General features: G+C 32.0%; 24 protein-coding genes, 1 pseudogene and 1 riboswitch. Of the genes and pseudogenes, 4 read left to right on the forward strand and 21 right to left on the reverse strand.

What is annotated here, in order from left to right:
- Positions 1–25: 25 nt before the first annotated feature.
- From GMB29_RS16160 to GMB29_RS16180, 4 genes are all read right to left on the reverse strand, one after another.
- Entirely contained in the window at positions 26–3,622 is a 3,597-nt protein-coding gene (locus tag GMB29_RS16160; protein WP_136358116.1) for a dynamin family protein, read from the reverse strand.
- Positions 3,623–4,004: 382 nt separating this feature from the next.
- The gene (locus GMB29_RS16170; protein WP_227551374.1) at positions 4,005–4,553 is read right to left on the reverse strand and encodes an isoprenylcysteine carboxyl methyltransferase family protein; all 549 of its coding nucleotides are present in this window, start codon (positions 4,551–4,553) and stop codon (positions 4,005–4,007) included.
- Between the two features lie 3 nt (positions 4,554–4,556).
- A complete protein-coding gene (locus tag GMB29_RS16175; protein WP_136358122.1) occupies positions 4,557–5,654 on the reverse strand; it encodes a type III polyketide synthase in 1,098 nt (365 codons plus the stop codon).
- Between the two features lie 284 nt (positions 5,655–5,938).
- The gene (locus GMB29_RS16180) at positions 5,939–6,478 is read right to left on the reverse strand and encodes a GNAT family N-acetyltransferase (protein ID WP_136358124.1); all 540 of its coding nucleotides are present in this window, start codon (positions 6,476–6,478) and stop codon (positions 5,939–5,941) included.
- A 181-nt stretch (positions 6,479–6,659) separates the two neighbouring features.
- Here GMB29_RS16180 and GMB29_RS16185 point away from each other — a divergent pair, with 181 nt between their 5' ends.
- Positions 6,660–7,103: a chemotaxis protein CheX gene (locus GMB29_RS16185; RefSeq protein ID WP_136358126.1), complete on the forward strand. Its 444-nt coding sequence runs from the start codon at positions 6,660–6,662 to the stop codon at positions 7,101–7,103.
- A 95-nt stretch (positions 7,104–7,198) separates the two neighbouring features.
- On the opposite strand, the gene GMB29_RS16190 is transcribed toward GMB29_RS16185, so the two are convergent.
- Together GMB29_RS16190 and GMB29_RS16195 are read right to left on the reverse strand one after the other, a co-directional pair.
- A complete protein-coding gene (locus GMB29_RS16190; RefSeq protein WP_136358128.1) occupies positions 7,199–7,606 on the reverse strand; it encodes a VWA-like domain-containing protein in 408 nt (135 codons plus the stop codon).
- 74 nt (positions 7,607–7,680) lie between these two features.
- The gene (locus GMB29_RS16195; RefSeq protein ID WP_136358130.1) at positions 7,681–7,905 is read right to left on the reverse strand and encodes a methionine aminopeptidase; all 225 of its coding nucleotides are present in this window, start codon (positions 7,903–7,905) and stop codon (positions 7,681–7,683) included.
- 443 nt (positions 7,906–8,348) lie between these two features.
- Between GMB29_RS16195 and GMB29_RS16200 the strand changes: the two genes are divergently transcribed.
- The gene (locus tag GMB29_RS16200) at positions 8,349–8,795 is read left to right on the forward strand and encodes a hypothetical protein (protein ID WP_136358132.1); all 447 of its coding nucleotides are present in this window, start codon (positions 8,349–8,351) and stop codon (positions 8,793–8,795) included.
- A 50-nt stretch (positions 8,796–8,845) separates the two neighbouring features.
- Here the strand turns inward: GMB29_RS16200 and GMB29_RS16205 are convergent.
- Positions 8,846–9,319, reverse strand: a pseudogene (locus GMB29_RS16205) (solute carrier family 23 protein); the annotation flags it as partial.
- 277 nt (positions 9,320–9,596) lie between these two features.
- On the opposite strand from GMB29_RS16205, the gene GMB29_RS16210 reads away from it, so the two are divergent.
- Positions 9,597–9,941 (forward strand): hypothetical protein, encoded by a 345-nt coding sequence (locus tag GMB29_RS16210; RefSeq protein WP_227551375.1) that lies wholly within the window; start codon positions 9,597–9,599, stop codon positions 9,939–9,941.
- Between the two features lie 116 nt (positions 9,942–10,057).
- Here the strand turns inward: GMB29_RS16210 and GMB29_RS16215 are convergent, their stop codons facing one another.
- The 7 genes from GMB29_RS16215 to GMB29_RS27475 all read right to left on the reverse strand — a co-directional run bounded on the left by GMB29_RS16215 (position 10,058) and on the right by GMB29_RS27475 (position 12,987).
- Complete coding sequence (locus tag GMB29_RS16215; protein ID WP_136359260.1) at positions 10,058–10,399, reverse strand: DUF4064 domain-containing protein; 342 nt, start codon at positions 10,397–10,399, stop codon at positions 10,058–10,060.
- An 11-nt stretch (positions 10,400–10,410) separates the two neighbouring features.
- Positions 10,411–10,953 (reverse strand): hypothetical protein, encoded by a 543-nt coding sequence (locus GMB29_RS16220; protein ID WP_136359258.1) that lies wholly within the window; start codon positions 10,951–10,953, stop codon positions 10,411–10,413.
- A 285-nt stretch (positions 10,954–11,238) separates the two neighbouring features.
- Positions 11,239–11,556, reverse strand: a complete 318-nt coding sequence (locus tag GMB29_RS16225; RefSeq protein ID WP_136359255.1) for a hypothetical protein — start codon at positions 11,554–11,556, stop codon at positions 11,239–11,241.
- 8 nt (positions 11,557–11,564) lie between these two features.
- On the reverse strand, positions 11,565–11,774 hold the full coding sequence (locus tag GMB29_RS16230; RefSeq protein WP_136359254.1) for a hypothetical protein: 210 nt from the start codon (positions 11,772–11,774) through the stop codon (positions 11,565–11,567).
- 141 nt (positions 11,775–11,915) lie between these two features.
- The gene (locus GMB29_RS16235; protein WP_136359251.1) at positions 11,916–12,185 is read right to left on the reverse strand and encodes a hypothetical protein; all 270 of its coding nucleotides are present in this window, start codon (positions 12,183–12,185) and stop codon (positions 11,916–11,918) included.
- A 312-nt stretch (positions 12,186–12,497) separates the two neighbouring features.
- The gene (locus GMB29_RS27470) at positions 12,498–12,785 is read right to left on the reverse strand and encodes a restriction endonuclease (RefSeq protein ID WP_227551758.1); all 288 of its coding nucleotides are present in this window, start codon (positions 12,783–12,785) and stop codon (positions 12,498–12,500) included.
- Positions 12,757–12,987: a restriction endonuclease gene (locus GMB29_RS27475; RefSeq protein ID WP_227551376.1), complete on the reverse strand. Its 231-nt coding sequence runs from the start codon at positions 12,985–12,987 to the stop codon at positions 12,757–12,759. Before GMB29_RS27475 ends, GMB29_RS27470 begins: the two co-directional genes overlap by 29 nt.
- Positions 12,988–13,232: 245 nt before the next feature.
- Here GMB29_RS27475 and GMB29_RS16245 point away from each other — a divergent pair, with 245 nt between their 5' ends.
- Complete coding sequence (locus tag GMB29_RS16245; protein ID WP_136359249.1) at positions 13,233–13,550, forward strand: TM2 domain-containing protein; 318 nt, start codon at positions 13,233–13,235, stop codon at positions 13,548–13,550.
- Between the two features lie 408 nt (positions 13,551–13,958).
- Here GMB29_RS16245 and GMB29_RS16250 read toward each other — a convergent pair whose 3' ends face one another.
- The 7 genes from GMB29_RS16250 to GMB29_RS16280 form a co-directional block, all read right to left on the reverse strand.
- On the reverse strand, positions 13,959–14,963 hold the full coding sequence (locus GMB29_RS16250) for a tyrosine-type recombinase/integrase (protein WP_136359247.1): 1,005 nt from the start codon (positions 14,961–14,963) through the stop codon (positions 13,959–13,961).
- 112 nt (positions 14,964–15,075) lie between these two features.
- Positions 15,076–16,389: a nucleobase:cation symporter-2 family protein gene (locus GMB29_RS16255; RefSeq protein WP_155443911.1), complete on the reverse strand. Its 1,314-nt coding sequence runs from the start codon at positions 16,387–16,389 to the stop codon at positions 15,076–15,078.
- Entirely contained in the window at positions 16,386–16,979 is a 594-nt protein-coding gene (locus tag GMB29_RS16260; protein ID WP_136351027.1) for a xanthine phosphoribosyltransferase, read from the reverse strand. The genes GMB29_RS16255 and GMB29_RS16260 overlap by 4 nt, the downstream gene beginning before the upstream one ends.
- 106 nt (positions 16,980–17,085) lie before the next feature.
- A riboswitch (purine riboswitch) is annotated at positions 17,086–17,187 on the reverse strand.
- Between the two features lie 216 nt (positions 17,188–17,403).
- Positions 17,404–18,912, reverse strand: a complete 1,509-nt coding sequence (locus GMB29_RS16265; protein WP_136351028.1) for a carboxypeptidase M32 — start codon at positions 18,910–18,912, stop codon at positions 17,404–17,406.
- 135 nt (positions 18,913–19,047) lie between these two features.
- Entirely contained in the window at positions 19,048–20,970 is a 1,923-nt protein-coding gene (locus GMB29_RS16270; protein WP_136351029.1) for an ATP-dependent DNA helicase, read from the reverse strand.
- Between the two features lie 183 nt (positions 20,971–21,153).
- Complete coding sequence (locus GMB29_RS16275; RefSeq protein WP_136351030.1) at positions 21,154–21,348, reverse strand: hypothetical protein; 195 nt, start codon at positions 21,346–21,348, stop codon at positions 21,154–21,156.
- Between the two features lie 272 nt (positions 21,349–21,620).
- Complete coding sequence (locus GMB29_RS16280; RefSeq protein ID WP_136351031.1) at positions 21,621–21,806, reverse strand: hypothetical protein; 186 nt, start codon at positions 21,804–21,806, stop codon at positions 21,621–21,623.
- Between the last annotated feature and the right edge of the window lie 33 nt (positions 21,807–21,839).

Genomic DNA, 21,839 nt, shown 5'->3' on the forward strand with positions numbered 1-21,839 from the left:
TTTACCACAAGTTGAACCAATAATTTTATACATTCAGAAGATTAATTACATTCTTGAGTCTTGCTTGCTCTTCTACTAAATCCTTCGTATCTTCTGAACTAATATCAAGTAATGCTTCAAAACCTTCATCTGTTTGATTTTGAATAGCTTCAATAAGCGTTGAATGATGAAGATTCAATATATCCTCATAATAATGTATAAAATCGTGTACATATCTTTCTAACGTCAAAGAAACTGGCACATCAAAGCGAACTAACAAATCTTCACTCATTATTTTTTTCTCATTCTTTTCAAAGAATGACTTTGTATTCTTAAATATTTTTAAAGAAGGTTTTAAATTAGCTAATACTTCTGATGAGAATTCAACTGAAATATGTGGCGTCAAAATCTCATCCACTTCATTCTTCGTCAATGTTACTGATTGTGAATGTTTTTTAATGAGCTGTGATATTCTTAAAAATTCATCTTCTAATGCTTTTCGTATATAGTTTTCAATTCTTAATGTTGTAGCTTGCAGTTCTTGAATTAGTTCAAATTCGATTGTCCGTATTAATTCATTTAAACAGGTAAGCAAGGTTTGTTGAATATTTGTATTTTGAGTAAACATACCGGGATGAAAAGATTCTTTAAAAAAATCATTAAAACGTAGAAACAGTCGTTGTTTCACATAAAAAATGAGTTCTTCAATCTCCTGTTTCACATTTTTTGTCATATGCGAATTAGAAAGGGCCGATAATTCATTGTTCACGTTCTGTTTTTCTTCTAGAAGCTTTTGTTTTATTTTTTCCTTTTCTGCTTCATCCTGTTCAGCAGCATGAATGAGTGACAATAGCCTTTCATTGGCCCTTTTTAAATCTTCATTAATCGATATGATCGTTGTATTCGTTAATTCTTGTGTGATGAAATAGTTAAATTGTTCCTTGAATTTTTCATAATCTTTTTCATTTTCTAATTGATTAGATTGAATATTTAAACTTGAAACACCGAATAATCGAATATTTCTTATTTCCTGCTGTAAAAGTTGTTCACGAATATATTCTTTAACAAGCTCAACTTCTTGTTCATCCTTCGCCAAATCAATTGCATTGATGATAAAGAACATCTTATCTAAAGTAAAAGAGTCTTTTACACGTCCTAATTGACGCAAAAATTCTCTATCTCCTTTTGAAAATGGATGGTTATAATACGTAACATAAAGAATAGCATCAGCACTTTTAATATACTGGAAAGCAACATCAGTATGCCTTTTATGAAGGGAATCTGCACCAGGTGTATCCACTAAGGTAATACCTGCTTTTGTAATTTGGCAATCAAAGTAAACAATAACTTCTTTTACCAAACAAGCTTTTTCCTCTTTTGCAACAAAGTCCTTAAAGGAATCTTTAGATGATGTGATGACTAAACCATTTTCTGTTAATCGTTGATAATCTTCTAATGCTATTTTGTATTTTTTTATATTATCCAATTCGGTCTGTTCTTTACCAACTAATGCTAATTCTTTAATAGAATCAATTATTTTTTGAAGTGAATCAAGATGGTTACTTAAAGAAGGAATACTCTCGAATACTTCTTTCAATAAATCTTCTTCTGTTTTTAACATTACTTCTACAAGTCCATGTTTTTTCTTTTCTGTTGGCGGAGCAATTTTATTAATTGTCGCTGTAGTTGGCGTTGGTGAAGAAGGCAATAAGCGCTCACCTATTAAAGCATTTGCAAATGAAGACTTACCTGCACTAAATGCGCCGAACAACGCAACCGTAAATGAACGATTTTGATAACTATCTACTCGCTTTTCTAAAGAATCAGTGAATTGTTTAAATCCACGAATATTTTTTAAGCGTTTTATCATTTGTTGTGTTTCAACTATGAATTGGTCCTTATTATCCATATTTTTTGACGGTTGGTTTGTATTTTGTTTTCGTGTCTTTTTCTCTTCAACTTGTGCATTATTCGAAAGAGATAATGTATGCTGTATCCGATGTTTATATAGTTCGTTTTCTTTGATCCATTGATTACTATTTGTATAGTCTTCACTAGGTTGGCTGATTGTCATTTGAATTTTTTGTTTATATGTTAGGAAATGGTCAATTTTTTCCTCAATACCTTTAAAATGCTGGAGCTCTTCCTCACATTTTTTTAAATCCAAAGTAAATTGATCAAAGATTTCCTGACGATCAATTTCAATAAGCTTTATGAAGTGGTTAAATAAAGTCATAACAGCATTTTTACTATGTCTTTTAATTAAATCGCTCACATCTGTTGAATAGGTTAAAATATACTGATTGTTATAGGATGCGCCAGGCTTGATTGCTTCATCTACGATCTGCTCGCTTAGTCTAATATTAAACGCTTGAACCTGTTGAAGGAATGATTGATCATGGATGTCATATTTTTTTATAAATTCTTTAAATAATGGTGTAAAATGCCATGTGATCTGTGTTTCAACGTTTTTTTTCAAATCTTCAAATAGCTCTTTTTTCCGTTTCTCAAGTTCCTGTATTGTTTTAGATTTTGAAAATAAAAATCCTACTTTAAATGTTGGATCAATCGCCTCTATAAATGCAGCAGCTTTTTCCCTTGTTTCATAAGGTATGATATTTGAACTCTTTAAGATAGAAGTAACTCTGTCATCTATTTCAGTCGATATCTCTTTTATTTTATTTAATTCTTCAGCATAACGACCGTTCATCTCGTTTTTTTTAATCATACAATTTTCAAGTGATGTCTGAATCACTTTTTTATCAATATCTGCTAAATCTAATTGCTCTTGATATTTCTCTAAATGTTCGTTAATTAGTTGATGGACAGATGCCATGACATTCTTTTCTAAATAATCTTCTTTATTTTCTACAAACACCCGAATAATTTCTTTAATCTCTTTCAATTGATTATGTTCATGATTATCATTCATTAATGTCGTATAGAATATATCTTGTTCATGAAGGCCAATATTAGCAAAAGAAGATTCTATTTGGTTTTTAAAGGTAGTAAATGGTACTTCGCTTTCCACATGTTTATCAATTTGGTTGACTATGAGAAAGATCATTTTATCTTTTTCTTTCATTTCTTTCACAAATGAAAGATTTTCTTCGGATTGGACATGGTTATAATCTGTTACATAAAAAATAACATCAGCGATGTGTAACATAGATTCTGTTGATAGCTTATGTGCTGCATCTGTTGAATCTATTCCTGGAGTGTCCATGATTAAGACATTATCACTAAGATGATGATATGGTTTCTTAATATGGACTCGCTCAATTTCATCACCTTGCTTACAATATTCCTTAATTTGTTCAATTGAATAATTGCCCGATAACTCAATACTTTCTTTTGAATTTGAATACAATGTAACTTGTTCTTTACCTTTTTCTAACAAAACCAAATTTGCACTTGTTGGTATAGGACTTGTTGGTAATACTTGTTCATCCAATAATTTATTAATCATGGATGATTTCCCTGCAGAAAAATGCCCGGCAAATGCAATATAAAGCTTATCATTGTAAAGCTTATTTACTAATTCAACAAGTTTATTAGCATTTTCAACATCTTCTGTTTTCAATATTTTATGAAGCTTGATTAATACTTGTATAGATTGATCCGTTTTAACAGCAGCAGTCATCGTTATCCCCTTTGTCTTTCTATAGCTTTATTTAATTTTTATTTTACAAAATCTTTTAACATTTTGCTATGCTAAAGATATGCAAAAAGGAGCATTGCTGTTTGCAAGCTCCTTAAATATGATCAAATGCCCTATTCCTTTTATTAAAAAATAAAAAGCTTACATAATCGTAAGCAAAGTTTATGCCTTTTTGGCATCAATATTCTTTAATATGTAACCAATTAAAACACTATACGTGACAACGGTACAACCTACAAATAGCATCGTCATATTCGCAGCAGACCTCCAACCTATAAAATGAGAATGAATTTCATTATAGATACATTTTATCATCAATGATAATCATTTTCAATATTCTTTTTTTATTTTTCTGAAAGATAGTTTATCTTTTTGGAACAAACCTCGCCTTGAGGTTAAACTCTTCAGCATAATTAGTATGTTCTTTAAGCGCTTTCTCTTCTGTTGGTATTCTGATTGACATCATGATGATATTAAGAAAAGTAAATAATAATGCTGTCATATAAGCTTGATATAAAAATGGTATTAATAAGAATTCCAGCGCTACTATTACATAGTTAGGATGCTTCATGAATTGATATGGGCCTTTTGATACAATAAGTTCATTCGGAACAATAATAATTTTCGTATTCCAATAATACCCTAAAGAATACACTGACCAATAACGAATTAGTTGGGTGATAGCTAAAATGGGTATGACGATATACCATAAACTTGTTAATTCTTTTTTGAAAAACATCACTTCACAAAATAAGGATAGCAAAAACATGGCATGCAATAGGACAATGTAAGGGTAGTGTTCTTTTCCATGTTCGATACCTCCCCTTTGTAACATCCATCTTTCATTACGTTTGGCGACAAACAATTCTGTTACTCTTTGCATAATTAAAAGGAGAAATAGCAAATAAAACACTTATCAAACACCCTTCCATTGAATGAGAAGGATTTCTGAGCTAAATCCAGGTCCAAGTGCGCCAATCAAACCGTATTCATCGGCTTGACCTTGTTCTCGTTCAAGATATTCCTGCAGAACATACATAACTGTTGCAGATGACATATTGCCATGTTGTGTTAATACTTTTTTTGAGATATGTAAATGCTTTTCTGTAAAACCTAATCCATTCATATATGCTTCAATAACCTTTTTCCCGCCTGGATGTGCTACAAAGTGTGTAATATCATTTAAAGTTAACCGATGTTCTTGAAGGAATAGTATTATATGAGGTCGTAGCCATTTTGAAATAATTGTAGGTATGTCACGTGAGAAAACAACATAAAAACCATTATTTTTAATCTTCCAACCCATTACATCTTCTGAATCCCTCATAAAAGTTGATCTAGTTTCAAGAATAAATGGTATATCCTTAAGTTTAGATTTTGTTTGCCATTCACTAGCCTCACCTGCTATGCATGTACATGCAACACCATCTGCAAATAAAGATGTCCCAATTAAATTACTTTTTGAACGGTCATCATGTTGAAATGTTAAACTACATAGCTCGACACATATTATGAGAACAAGTGCCGTCGGAAATGCCTTACAATATTCAAATGCGCGAGATAAACCAGAAGCTCCACCTGCACAGCCTAACCCCCAGATCGGGATTCTCTTTGTTGTTTCTTTAAATGGAAGTTGGTTCATTATTTTCGCATCAATACTTGGAGTTGATATACCCGTACTACTTACAAATATAACCGCATCAATTTCTTCATATTTAATCTTTTGATTTAATAATTTTTCGTTTGCGAGACATTTTTTTATTGCTTCACAACTTAACTGGACAGCATTTACAATATATTTTTCGTTTTTCTCTTCAAATGAATGCTCTTTTTTATACCAATCTAACTGCTCTACAAACTGCCTCTTCTGGATCTCGCCATTTTTAAAAACAGTTAATAACCGATTTATCTCTTTAAAAGAGTCTTTAAAAATTTCTTTTGCAAACTCGACAGTCGTATCTTGGGTCATTTCATTTTGCGGAATGGCTTTTCCTACAGATAAAATATGCGCCATAAGATATTTCACCTCAATTTCTTAAGGTTACTATTTCCAATTTAATGGCAAATTATCCTAACTAAAGTGTGTGGAATCTGATGAGGTTTTAAGTTGTATGAATATAAGTAACTAATTCTTGTGAAGGATGGAAAAATAAAAAAGCCTTTCCCATATGGGGAAAAGCTAGACGTTTTAAAGAAGTTGTTGTTGTGCCCTCTTATTATATCGCACTATTTACGTTTAATCATTAATAAATTTTGGAAATTATGTTTGTCAAAAAATAGCAAGAGTTCATTTGTTCCTTATTGGAAGAAATATGCCATAAATATTTCATCATCGTACCTACCATTTATCTTTATTTGCTGTTTTTGAGTACCTTCATATATAAACCCGTATCCTTCATAAAGTTTCTGTGCCAACCTATTTGATGCAAAAACAGTTAAACACAATTTATGAAAGTGATGAATTCGACACCATTCTAACGTATAGTTCATAATATGACCACCGATGCCAATACCTTGAGCAGAATCTATTAACCAAGTTCTAAAAGTACCGATATGGCTTTTCATTTCGAGTTCACCTCTTATCGCTCGAGCAATTCCTACAACTTCTTTTTCAATCTCAATCACTATATACATGTTATTGCGTTGTTCCAACTCTTTAATGAAATTTTTTTCTTCTTCTATTGTACGGGCTTTTTCCTTTTGAATATATACACCAGCTTTGATAATTTTTTCAGCTGCATGTACAATTTGAAAAGCATCATCAACTGTTGCAGGACGCAAGACAGCGTTTGTTCCATTTTTAGCAATCACCTTTTTAATAAGCTCATCCTTTTTCAAATTTGATTACCCCTTTTAGTGAAAATGGCCTAATATTTAAAATCAATCGTGATACTGATTCATTGCATTATTTGACTAAACTTGACAAATCCTCTTGAAATTTTACAAAAAATTCACGTTATAGGACTAGTAATATGGTATTATAAAGTATCAACAATAGGCTGGAGGAACTAGCAAGAAGATGAAAAACGATGTGAGAGATCTATTATTGGGTGGAACAATAGCGTCGATTAAAATGCTCCTTACAATCCCCTATTCAATACAGTCCATAACTGAATCAATTCCTAATGATCACTCATTACACTCTGTTCAAATTGATTTAATAGGAGAATGTAATGGAGCTATTTTAATTCAAGGTGAAACGACTGTTTACAGTTATATTGGTGAAGGTATGTTTGGTATGCCAATAACTGGAGAGCTATTGGAATCTTTTATCGGTGAATTTGCTAATATGCTTACTGGCAATTTGGCAACATCGCTTTCTAATAATGGCCTAATGACTGATATTTCACCTCCAAAGTTTCTATCAGATTTGCAAATAGAACATTATGAACAACACGTTACAATTCCAATTGTCATAAACGATCGTGGTCATTTGGCAATTTCATTATTATTATTAAATTAAATGAAAAGGCTGATTGTCAGCCTTTTCATTAGTTAATCTGTTTTATTGAAATAAAGCCTTAAGCACCTTCGCCAGACTGCACTTTTACGGTTGTTTTATGCCACTCTTATTGCTTTTCCAAAAGGCACCTTAGGAATAAACTCATCTGGGACTAGCCAGAAAATTTCTTTTTTTACTTTCAATTCCTCATAAAAGTAACCAGTTACATCTGTAATGTAAAAAAGAGTGTCTATATCTTCTTTTTCTACCCATTCAAGTACATCAGTATAAGAGGATTTTCCGTGTGTATAATACGTTATTTTATCATCTTTAATCGAGGAAATGCTTCGAATTTTAAAATCAGCTTGTACTAATAATGCATCAGGGCACACTTCACCAAACAGCTTTACAATATTTTGAATCAGTATTGTTCTTGTTTGATTTGTTGATGTATCGATTGCAAGGGCAATTTTTTTACCTACCCGCTCTTGTAATTTTGAAAGTAACAACCTTTGCCATTTCATGTTTACATCTCCCCTCGCCATTTTTCTGAAAGCAAATCTATTTTGCGCATATGGATCATAAATATGAGGGAAAATTAATGAAATTGTTGTTGATTTAAATTCCAATCCGTAAAGTTGCCAGTACCATTACAACCCGGACAGTCAAAGAATGCATCAAAATTTGGTATGTATACACTTGAATAAGATGAAGTAAAGCCTCTTCCTCTGCAATCAGGGCATTTCCCTAAAGATTCCATATCCGTAACTACTTTTTCATACCTTGATTGTTTCCATTGTGAAAATCCATTTAAAATACCCAAATTTCCCACCTCTTTTTTCCTTAATATGTATCATGATTTGATTTTTTAAACCTATATAAAGAGTTTTCAGATATTTCAGTGCTGATTTTTAGATACACCTTCGATAAGCAATGTTTTTTCTTAGGTATGAAATTTAATGCCCTATTTAGTAAACTAAGTAAGTTACATAAAAAATAAAACTGAAAGGAATGCTTTATAATAGTCAGTGCTCATATGCATTTTATATTGGTATCATCTATTCAAAAACTTAGTTCGAAACATATTGACAATGCTTCACTATTTACCACCTTGCTTTTTATGTATTACCGTTTAAAATATTAGTGTTACTAATAGATTAAAAAAATTCCTGGCCTACACTCGACTTTTGCACCTTAACTTTTCAAAGATTTTTAGGTAAAATATTAATAGTGAAATTAGTAGATTGATAAGTAAAGGAGTATTCTATGGCTGAGTTGGCATTTAAAGAATATATTTTTAAAAAAGGCAGTAAAACAACCGTATACTTGTATCAAAGCAGCATTGAAATTATTCATCATGGTTTTTTAGGAAAATTTAACAAAATAAAACTTATTCAATTCAAAAACATTTCGAATGTAAATTTGAAAAATCCTGGTTTAGCATCTAATGGTCATATTGTTTTAGATTGTGGGAAAAATCAAAATAAAAATGAAAAACATGAAAATACAATTGAATTTTCAAAAATTGAGAAAGATTTAGCATTAGATCTAAAAATAACGATTGAAAATAAAATTGACGAAATAAAAGGACAACGAATTGATTCAACAATTGACAACTTTGACAAATTGAAAAAATTAAAAGAATTAAAAGACTTGGAAATCTTATCAGAAGATGAATACTTAGAACAAAAAGAACGAATAATTGAAGGATAAAAAAAACCCGTTAGAAAGTTTCTAACGGGTTTTTTTACTTATATGAACTATTAGGAAGCTTGACGTTGTAATGTTTCTTCACTTTGATTACTTATTTCTTTGCCAAATGGTATAACATTAAACAAAATATTAAGAACAATTGCTGATATACTTCCAGCCACGATACCACTATTTGTTAATATTTTAAGTGATTCTGGAAGTCCTGCAAAGATATCTGGTACAACTGTTACTCCAAGGCCTAAACCAACTGAACATGCTACGATAAGTAAGTTTTCCTGTAAACGGAAATCTACTTGACTAAGCATTTTGATTCCATAAGCAACGACCATTCCGAACATAGCAACCATTGCTCCACCTAATACGGAAGAAGGGATTACTGTTGCTAATGCCGCAATTTTCGGAACTAGACCTAGTGAAATGAGTAAAATGGATGTGATATAGATAACACGATTTGTTTTTATACCGGACATTTGCACAAGTCCAACATTTTGAGAAAATGCCAGGGTGATGTTAAATGCTGAAAACCCCATATTCTCAGCATTTAAGTATAATAAATAATCCAACATATTATTAAGTTAACTACATTTTCATGACAAATTATATTTTTCATTATACTTACCATTGTACAACTATCAATAATTTCCTACACAAAAATAAAAGTGTTGAAATTTACTCGCCTTTCTTATGTACACCTGCAATGTTGATATCATGATCCATAATTTTTACAGCAAATGTATCAAGATTGTTTTCCTTCAATATTTTTAAAACATAAATGAAGCTTTAACCATTATTGAAAATAAAATGGATGCAGAGAGTAATCTTATTAAATTAAACACAGAGATTAATGATTTAAATAGTAAAATTGAAGATAAAAACGCAGAACTGGCATCTTTGGAAGGTAGATTAATTGAAACTGGCGAAGAACCAAAGATTTTAAGTGCTGGTCAATATATAGTTGGTCAGGATATTCCACAAGGTCGTTATACGGTAACTCCAGTAGGTGAAGGAAGCAACTTTTTTGTAGACGGAGTTGGTGAGGTTAATACGATCTTAGGGTCATATGGTGAAGATTCTTACACATTCTTTACCGTTGATGGCGATGTGATTCAAACTGAAGCAAAAGTTAAACTTACACCAGTAGAGTAATTGAAGTATAAATTATTTATAAAAACCAGTGAATAGTTTCACTGGTTTTATAAATTGATAAAAATATACTAATTTAGCTGAATGTAGTATCACTTTTAAAACTTTAAAATAGTTATCTAGGCTTCGACACTTTTTGTTTTATCTTTTCTAAACAATCCCATTATTCCACCAATAAAGAGCAATACACCTGGTAGAATGTAGAAAACAAAAATTGATATTGTTCCGCCAATTGCTGCAATCGTCATAAACGCTCCACCAAGTTTAGGTTTACGCTTTACAATAACAGATCCAACAATTCCTAAGATTGATAATAATACAGCAGACCAACCTAATCCACTAATTTCGGTACTACCACTGAAAGCTTCGTCTAACACACCTACGAATATTGCCATAACAGCTCCTATTAAACCAAAGATTCCACCAATTAAACCTAATACAAATTCAGTTGTTCTTTTCAATTGTACACTCCTTATTTAACTGGAACAGTAAATTCAACTGGTTTCACTGTCATGAAATCCTCTGTAGCCACATCACCAAAAACTAACTTAATTTCAGTAATAGCTTCAGTATCAATTGTTTTTCCTTCTGGCGGTAGAAATTCAATTACACCTTCTTGTTTTACTCCTCCTTGAACATCTCCACCAACTGAACCAGAAGTCATAAACATATTAGCTGATAATTGCATATCTCCAATTACTGCGCTTCCTTGATCAGGGTAAAAACTTAACGCTCCATCTGTTGTATTTTCTAAGTTAATTCCTACTGAAATTTTATCATCGGCAATTTTAATTTCACCTAATCCTACTTTCATTCCTGCTGCTTCTACAGACTGAGCTGAAGCATCTACAGTTTTACCAGTTTCTTCTTTTGGTTCGTCATTTTCAACTTGCTCAGTAGTTTCTTCTTTCTTTTCAGTTGAGTTTCCATCTCCACCAGTAGAAACTTCAGAATTTCCGCAAGCTCCTAATACTAACAATAATAAAGCTGTTAATAATACCAATAATTTTTTCACAGTATATTCCTCCCCCATAATTTTACATGTGTAATTTTACCACAACTATTGTAAATTTAGTGTAAAATTTGTCATAATTGTAGTAAAAATGTCATAATTTATCTAAAGCACTAAAATGACTTTGCAACCATAGACAAAGAGAGAGTGAGACAGAGAAAAATCAAATCTAAAGCTGATAAGCGCTATACAAGAACATTATGGTCACTAGTCAATTTGCATAATGAGCATAAATTGAATAACAAAAGAAAAAGACACTCTAAAAAATGAGTGTCCTTACTTCAAATATTAATTAATTTTTGTAAACAATGTTATTCTTTCACCGTTCTCATAAAACTCATAATTCATTTCTACACCATACATTTTTGCTGTAGCATCAAAATGCCAAATTAAATTATAAGCAAATGTACGACCTATTCCTACATTTCCATATCCATCTCTAGTATAAGTCCAATCATGACTACCTTCAGTGAATACTTGTAATATTACTTTTCCATCTGTTTCTTTAATCTCGTAATCAGTAATATTGAGTGTTACTGTTTTTTCTCCATCCCAATGAGATGTACTAGCTCTATTATTGATATAATTATCAACTTCTTTATTCAATGCTTGTTTTAAATCTGTGCTAACGTTTCTTCCTCTGAACCAGAATCAAGATTGTTAATTACTTCTTCAAGAGAAGCGATTTTCTGCTCATGATCCATAACCATTTGAGCGAGTTGCTTTTTACTGTCAGCAAAAGTATTTGTACCTGAAAACCATACTAATAAGATGGTAGCTCCCAATGTAACTAGTAGCTGTTTTTTAAATTTAATTTTACTCATAATTAATTCCCCCTAATCTCATCTATCATTCTACCATTATTCGACAAGATTAGAGATAAAGAATGGTTGACAAGTTGTGCTAATCATTTCAAATGAAATTTTAGAATTTATGTAGAAAGAAAAAACACCCTTTAAAGAGTGTTAATTCATTAAACCTTCATCTAAATAAACTTCCATACCTTCATCTTCTAAACATTCACCAAAAAACTTTACCTCTTTCTTATAGTCATAGTTGATTATATTTAAATCTTGATCATTTACGTCATATACAGCTACTACCGCACCATTGGCATAAAGATTTATGTAATCATCAGTTCCTTTTAGATTCGCTTGTACACTGAATTCCTGGCCTTTTATAATTTCTTTATTTGATTTTATCGCTCTAGATAATAAGTCTTTAATTTCATCCATTTGAACAACCTCCTGTAATTAGCTCCTTTTAGGTTGTATCATATTGTAGTGTGAATGTGCAAACTTCTATCAAAATTAGGTCTTAGAAGAACTTAAGACCCTTTTTTAATATACCTCCTATGTAACTTCCTAAAATAATTACTTAAATACTCAAATGATTCTTGAGTTTCAACAGCCAAAAAATGAATTTCTTCCCTTGCTGCACATACAGCTCGCTATTTTTTCCATTACATAATTTGGAAAATAAAAAGGGAATGCCCAAGTTGGGACACACCGCACAGTCACACTATATAGTTCTTTTACACCTTATTTTTATTTTGGATTATTAGAATTTAAAATCATATCAACCAACTTATTCCGATCTATAAGTTGTATATCAGTTGATTCTGCAAGTTTTATTGCTTGAGATGTAAAATAGTTGTTTGTTATTACCCAAGCCGTTTGAGCCTTATAATAACCTCTTGCTGAATAAATTTCTTGAACTGCTTTAATTCCCTCTTTGCTACTGTATCTTTTAGCTTGAATTACAATCCGTTCATTTCCTTCTAATATTAAGTCTGCACCAAAGTCATTAGATGCAGGTGCATGTCTTGCTTTGATACCCTTGCTTTTTAAAAAGCACTACTAAATAACGCTCAAATTCTATACCATCCATTTGGTCAATATCTCTACTGCCTGATAGACTTAAGCGTTCTTCTATTTGTCTTAAACGTTTTTGTCTATTTGCCTGATATATAATGATTAAATAGACACTCGCAACTACTATGGATAAATACAAAACAATTAAATTCATTATGTCCATAATTATTCCCCCATCAAATTTAGCCCATTCCATATTCAAACTAAACCTAATTTTTTTGTACATCCTATAACTTGGATAGCAGATCCACACTCACTAAGACCATTTGATCACCTGACTAAGTGTCTTTAGTACGAAATATTTTCCTTTTTATACAAAAAATTATTGCTGGATTTAATAGGTAAATGTATAATAAACTCTGTTATTATAATTTTATTAGTATTTTAGTACTAGAACGGGAGAGAAAAATGAGTCAGAACATTCATCTAAAACAGAATCTAGACCAACATCAACAAGCCATATTAGCTTCTGAGTTTGACAAAAAGAAAAAGTCAAAAGGTATCACTTTCTTATTTTGGTTTTTTCTTGGAACATTTGGAGCACATCGTTTTTATCTAGGTCAAACGGGTTATGCAGTCGCAATGTTACTTTTAGGATGGGCAACGTTTGGAATTTGGCCGTTAATTGATGGTATTGTATGTTTAGTTAGCAAAGTTGATAAACTAAATGAAGAAATTGAAAGAGATATTATTTCACAAATTTCTACTATTAATAAAGCTGGATAATAATCCTTACCCTAGTCATTTTGATTAGGGTTTTATTTTCTTCTGAATTATTACTCAATGCGCTAAATATACAGTCGCTTCATACAACTCACCATAGTACCTCTGATCCAGTACTCCATTTACAATCCCATTAAAATATCCAAACAAGTTATGAGCACCCATATAGTCATCTTCAATTCCATCTACTGTTAACTTTCTTAGATAGTTACAATAGCTATCAATAATAACCTCATTGTTTAAAATGAATTCAATTTTAAGATAGTTCTCCTTCGCTTATTCCATTGCATACACCTGTAATTTCATAAATTCCTTTTCAAGTTTTGAAATATATTCCTTTGTGGCATCACGCTCCAGTGCTTTCGCTTGCATGTAAATCCCCCTCATTGTTGAGTAATTGAGTTTATATTACTATTTAAATTTATTTCTTAATTTAACTACTGGACAATATAACTCATGTTGATTCTTAATGGTTTGTTCATCAAATCTGACATATTTTCTAGTAGTAGAAATTTGCGAGTGACCTACGATGGACTGCAACGCAAACAACGATCCACCCTGACTTAAGAATTCAGTACAATACTGTCTTCTAAAATCGTGACAAGAAAAATGTTTTTTTATTCCAGCTTTTTCTACGTACCTCTTCAAATTCCTCCGAAATGAGTCTTCAGCCAATTGTTCTCCATACCAATTAAGAAAGACGAATTCACTTTCAAAATTCACTTCGTTTTCACTTATTAATTCCAACAATAGTTTGATAACATGATTTGATAATGGAATAATTCTAGGTTTACGTGTTTTATTTCTTTCAGCAGGAAGCACAATTCTCCTAGCCTTAAAATGCACTTCATTTTTTGTAAGATTAATAGCCTCATTTATTCTCATACCACTGTCATATAAAAGCATCATTATGCAATAATCACGCCATTGAGGAAATTGTTTTAAATCAGGTACATTCAATAAATCCATCATTTCCTTTTCTGTTAATGGTTCAAATGGCGTTTCATAAGTTTTAAGTAATTTAATCTGCTCGGCAGGATTAGTATTTGAAATCTCTTCTTTAAAGAGTAGATTATAGAAAGTCTTTAAGAATCTTATCCTTCCATTAATGGTTTGTGTTGAAAGTCCACTTTTCTTGGTTTTGCAATTAAAATGATCTTCCTTCATGTAATTAATGTAATCTCTAATAATACTCATATCTAAATCATTAACCCTTTTAATTTTTGAATTTGCTTCTTCCAACCATTTTGTAAAAAAACCATAATGTTCATAATGAGTACCAATAGTTCCTTCACGTAAACCTTCGGATTTAGCAGAAATAAAATATTCAAATGCTTGCTCAAAGGTAAAATTAAAAGATTTACCTTCATTCTCATTCACAGAGTTTACTCTGACAGTCATTCTTTTTCTTTTCATAAAATTAAAAACGTCACCTCCAAATCCATGTCTATGACACGAAAATGTAGGTAACGTTTTAACGTTTTTTACTAATAGAATGTTGGATAAAAAATGGGGTTTTACATCATTTCTAAGAAGCTTGACGTTGTAATGTTTCTTCACTTTGATTACTTATTTCTTTGCCAAATGGTATAACATTAAACAAAATATTAAGAACAATAGCTGATATACTTCCAGCCACGATACCACTATTTGTTAATATTTTAAGTGATTCTGGAAGTCCTGCAAAGATATCTGGTACAACTGTTACTCCAAGGCCTAAACCAACTGAACATGCAACGATAAGTAAGTTTTCCTGTAAACGGAAATCTACTTGACTAAGCATTTTGATTCCATAAGCAACGACCATTCCGAACATAGCAACCATTGCTCCACCTAATACGGAAGAAGGGATTACTGTTGCTAATGCCGCAATTTTCGGAACTAGACCTAGTGAAATGAGTAAAATGGATGTGATATAGATAACACGATTTGTTTTTATACCGGACATTTGCACAAGTCCAACATTTTGAGAAAAAGCCGTATAAGGAAAAGCATTAAATATTCCACCAAGTAAGTATGCAAGTCCTTCAGAACGATATCCTCTCGCTAAATCTTTTTCATTTATTTTTTTATTACATATATCGCTAAGTGCAAAATAAACACCTGTTGATTCAACCATACTAACAATTGCGACGATTGTCATCGTTAAAATAGGTGCAAGCTCAAAGGTTGGAGTCCCAAAATAAAAAGGCTGTCCAATATTAAACCATGATGCGTCTGAAACTGGCTGAAGATTGACCATCCCCATAAATCCTGCAACAACTGTCCCTAAGATGATCCCAATTAAGATCGAAATCGCTCTAATAAAACCTGTAAAAAACCGATTAAGAAGAATAATAACAAACAACACACCAAATGCAAGAGCAACGTTCTCAACTGAACCGAATTCAGGACTGCCTTGGCCTCCAGCCATATTATTCATAGCTACAGGAATTAATGTTACACCTATAGTTGTCACAACTGAACCAGTTACTACCGGTGGAAAAAAACGAACTAGCTTTCCAAAAATAGTTGAGATAAGAATAACAATTATTCCAGAAGCAATTATCGCTCCATAAACAGCTGACACACCATATTCGTTACCAATTGCAATCATTGGACCAACTGCAGTAAATGTACAACCTAGAACGACGGGTAAACCAATACCAAAAAAACGATTTTTCCATACTTGTAAAAAGGTTGCAATTCCACACATAAAAATATCAATTGCAACTAAATACGTTAATTGTGAACCAGAAAGGCCAATTGCACTTCCAACAATTAACGGAACAACTACAGCACCTGCATACATTGCTAGCACATGTTGAATTCCCAAAGAAAGGTTTTTTAATGATTGTTTCATACTCTAACCTCCACCTGATCTTCTACAAATCTTACTTTCCCATCTGTTAAGGACTTAATTCTTGCTAGTGATTCTACTCTGTATCCTAAATCTTTTAATTCTTCAGCACCTTTTTGAAAGGATTTTTCGATAACGATTCCAATACCTATTACAGATGCTCCAGCCTTTTTCACAATTTCGATTAATCCTTTCGCAGCCTCCCCATTTGCCAAAAAGTCGTCGATGATGAGGACTCGATCTGATTCTGTTATAAATTGTGATGAAACAGTAATCGTATTTTCTTCCTGTTTTGTGAAGGAATAGACAGATGAAACAAGTAAATTATCTGTTAATGTTAATGATTTTTTCTTTCTTGCAAAGATCACTTTAACACCAAGTTCAAGACCGGCAAAAACTGCAGGAGAAATCCCTGATGATTCGATTGTTACTATCTTTGTAATACCTTCAGCCTTAAATAATCTCGCAAACTCTGAACCTATTTCTTTCATAAGATATGGATCAATTTGATGATTTAAAAATGAATCAACTTTTAGTACACCGTCAGAAAGAACAATTCCTTCATCTTGAATTTTTTCTCTAAGTACCTTCATTTTCGTCCTCCTAACGACTATAAAAAATAACAAAAAAAGCGGCATTGCTTCATCTATAAGTGAAGCAATGCCGCTTTTATGATTACATTGAACCATAAAAAAATGGCGAACATTTAACCCCACTCATAGTCGAATAATTTACGGCTATTCGGTAGAAACTTGTGGACCATATCTCCACGATTATATGAGTGCTTTATTAATTTAAAAAAATTATATCAATAAATATGTGAATTGCAAATACTTTCATAAGAAAAACACGAACTTTTTCGATGAAACAGGATGTGAATATTCGTAAAATTCAAAAAGAAAGCGTATTAATCGCTTTCTTTGTTCGGCTTTATAAGGTGAGATGTCCACCTGAGCAATTCCCTCCACCCATCTTCTATATTTCTTAAAGTCTTGTAGTGGGATTTAACAGTTAAGACTAGGATAATTGGTAAATTTCTCTATATTTTTCATCAAGATAGTCGATTAAATATTGGGCATTTAAACCTTCGCCTGTTACAGCTGTTAAAATTTCGAGAGGTTGCATTGTTTTTCCATACTGATGAATATTTGTTGTTAACCAATTTTTTATTTTTTCAAACTGACCCGTTTCTAAAAGCTCATCATAATGTGGAAAATCTTTTAACATCGCATGTTTTATCTGTGCTGCGTAAATATAGCCTAATGCATAAGAAGGGAAATAGCCAAAGCTACCTCCTGCCCAATGAACGTCTTGTAAAATGCCTTTTGCATCATTTGGTGGGGTGATTCCTAAATATTCCTGATATTTCTCATTCCAAATACGTGGTAGTTCATCAACTGTTATTTCATCATTAAAAAGTGACTTTTCAATTTCATATCTCACCATGACATGTAGTGCATATGTTAATTCATCTGCTTCAATACGGATTAACGTAGGTTTTGATTCATTAATTGCCTGATAAAATTTTTCAAGACTTATTTCGTCAAATTGCTTTGATGAGTATTCTTGAAGTTTTTTATAATAACGTCTCCAAAAGCCTTCATTTCTCCCGATAAAATTTTCATAAAATAATGATTGAGACTCATGAATTCCCATAGACGCACCACTACATAAAAACGTACCTTCTAGCTCTTCAGAAATGTTTTGTTCATAAATTGCATGCCCACACTCATGAATTGTTCCAAAGATAGCTGTTCGGAAATCATTCTCATCATACTTAGTTGTTACTCTTACATCACCACGATTAAGGGTTATTTCAAATGGATGAACACTTTCATCTAGTTTTCCTGCATCAAAATCATAGCCTAGTTCTTTTATGAAATATTCACTTAGCTTTTTCTGATTCTCTTTAGGAAAGTGATCATATAAGAAATCTGTTGTTGGTTTTTGTTTGGACTCGGAAATTTCTTTCACAAGCGGGACAATTTTTTCACGAATTTTTGAGAATACTTTATCTAATATATCAACAGTTACTCCAGGTTCATATTCATTCAACAATGTATTGTATTTATTTCCTTCATAACCCCAATATGTTATAAGCTTTTTGTTATAATCGACTAGTTTTTTTAAATACGGTGCGAAAAGGGTATAATCAGATTTGGCTTTTGCTTCCTCCCATACTGACTCAGCTTTTGAACAAAGAACAACATATTCTTGATATTCATTGACAGGAATAACTTTATTTTTTCGATATTCTTTTTTTAGTAATTCCACCGCTTTTCTTGTGACAGGATTTAGCCCTTGATACACATCATTTTGCGATAAAGTTGTTAAGTAATCATTCATTTTGTCTGATATTAACATTTGAAATGCTTCTGTTGAAAGCATACCTATAACTTCTGAACGTTGATCAATCCCCTTCTTAGGTGCGCCTGTGCGCATATCCCAGTACATAACATTAATTGCTTCCTCATAAGCCTGCATTTTTTTTATGTATTCGAGAAAATCTTTTTCAATTTGACCCATCTTTCATCACTCCCTTTGTCTATTCACTTCTAGCGTATAAAGTTGTAGCAAGACTGTCAAACTTTTTGAAAAGATGGCGTGTCTTCCCAAGTAATGCTGGATAAAAAAGAATAGGACAAAAACAATTGTTTTTGTCTATTCAACAACAGGCTCTATAGGTAAAACCAACTTAATTTTCGCGATGATTTCCTGATCTTTTTCAGCTAAGAAAATCGTTATTGATCCGCTATCTTGACTTGTTCTAATTAATCTTCCAATCCCTTGTCTTAATCGTAACAGCATATATGGTAATTCTACTTCTGTAAAAGGATCTTTCTTATCTGATTTTTTTGCTTCAAAAACAGGATCTTCAGGTGGGTATGGAAGTGACCAGATGATTACATTCGAAAGAGATGGACCTGGTATATCAAGACCTTCCCATAAATGAACAGCACAAAGCACAGTTTCCTCGTTTTGCTGGAATTCTTTCACTAATGAACTTATTTCTTTATCACCCTCGAAAAGAACAGGAAAATCTAAACTTACAGATGCAAGATTTTCTTTGAACCATTTTAATTCATGCTGGGATGTAAAAAGAATAAGACCTCTACCGCCAGTGCGTTTTAACTCTTCTAGTGTTTTGGAGAATTTTTTCATCTCTTCTTCTTCATTAATAAGAGATATTTTCATCTGCTCTTCATAATCGAAAGGCGAATCTACAGAAAGCGATAAATAATCACTAATTCCTAAACTTTTTGCTATAAAATCAAAGGATTTACCTTCTGATAGAGTTGCTGAAGAGAAAATAAACGGTATTTTCTTAGAAAATACACTCTCCTTTAACACCTCTTCAACCTTTCGAGGCATAATCACTAAACTATAATCATCATTTTTCACTTCAACCCAGCTTACAGCATTATTTTTTTGATTAAATAATGATAGTGAATACTCCATTTGATCAATATATTCTTCAACAATTTTTAATTCATAGTCACCAATTGTAAATAGCTCGCCTTCAAATACAAGTGCTTCGCTAATTTCAGATAATTTACGCTGAAGTAATTTTGCCGTTGATTGAAGCCTTGTCTTGCTATGTATTCTTAGGCGATTTGAACCTTCTACTTGTGTAGTACATTCTTGTAATTCATCAAAAAATTCATCATTTATAGCTAATGCATCTTCTACTAAATAGGCTAGTTCTTCTCGAATTTCATTTTGAAGCAGTCTTTCAAGAAAGACTTGTAATGAACTTTGCTTGACTCGATATGTAAGTGCCTTTTGTGCTGCAAATTCCAATAAATGGCCTTCATCAAACACAACACTGCTATACTCAGGAAGTAATGGCATTTGCCCTTCACGCTTTCTAGAGTCATAGGTCCATACATGCTCCATAAAATAATCATGTGAGCAAACAATAATATCGGTTGCCTTTCGATAATAATCGCGCGACAATGTTAACCCGCAACGATGTCTTTGTGAGCAAGTAAAACAATCTTGAAAGGTATCCCAGCCTATCTTGTTCCACTCCTCATCATTAAGATGACCGAATTCTTTGCGATCACCATATGCTGAAAATTGCTGCATACCCGCTTTTTCGTGAACAAAATCGGGTAATGTCTGATATAAATCTAAGTACTTTTCATCACCTGTTTTTTGTATTGCCTCATCTAGTTTATTTAAACAGAGATATTGACTATGTGATTTACTTAATCGTACATCCATTTGTAAATCTAGATACTTGGAAAGCTTCGCAATGTCGCCCTCCTGTTTTACTAATTGTTCAATTAATGTTTCGTCTGCACAAGCAATAATTGCTGGTTTACCAGTATATCTAGCATAAGATAATGCATATAGCAGGTATACGATTGTTTTCCCTGTTCCAACCCCTGCTTCAGCGAACATGACTTTTTTCTCTTGGTAGGCCCGCTCCAATTGAAAGGCCATAAAAATTTGTTCGTCTCTTTCCTCAAAGCCTTTTTCAGGAAGGATGTCGTAAAATACATCTCCTATCCAGTTATTTAAAGCTTGATAAAAGCTCTCATCCTTTGATATCGTAAAAGGCAAACGTGCTGTTACCATGTACGCTTCCTCCAGTATTTTTCAATTTCGTTTTTATCCGCAATAAATAATTATCTTATTAATTTAATAAGAAGTCAAATAGTTATTCATGAAAAATGGAGTAAGCCTATCCGGCTACTCCATTTATTATAAAAACATCCGTTATTTTCTTTTAAAACCTGCTACAAATAAAAGATCATTTTCTTATTCATCAAATAATGTATCTACAATAAGTTGATGATCAATTGAGGAAGCATGTGCAAGAGCTTTAATCATGTCTTCTTTTGCCTGTCCAATCTGAAGAACAGCAGAAGATTCATACCCAATTTGTTCTACTAACGATTGCTTGGTTGAACTTAATGCCTTCGAAATTAGCTGAAATTGCTGATCATCATACATATAAACAATCCACCTTTCAAAATAATTCATTTTCTAAAAAATATACTATTTATTCCATTTTATGTTGTAGGGGATTATATATAGTACTTAACATGATGATTTTATTTTAGACAAGTTCAATTAAATTTATGCTGAACTAATCATAAACTTAGAAGAATAGGTGATAAAAAGGAGGTTTAGAGGCAAATGAAAGGAGTGTTTTTTGGAGATGGTATATAAACTTTTCATGAAATTGGATAAACTCTATGCTAAAAAGAAAAACGAAGAGAAATTTACTCTTCGCCTTCTACCTTTTTATATCCAAGTTCAACTATCTCGTTTGTTAATCTTTCAGGAGTCACAATATAGTATGTATTTCCATCATCATTCGTAATAATAAATTCTGTTGGACTAGCATCCACACGGGCAGCTTCTAAAGAAAAATATTTTGGTCCAAGCTGTTCAATAATTGAGGACATTTTTTTCACCTCCCATTTTCTTGATTATATCAA

Origin of the sequence: Metabacillus sediminilitoris, assembly GCF_009720625.1 — a bacterium.
Lineage (GTDB): Bacteria > Bacillota > Bacilli > Bacillales > Bacillaceae > Metabacillus > Metabacillus sediminilitoris.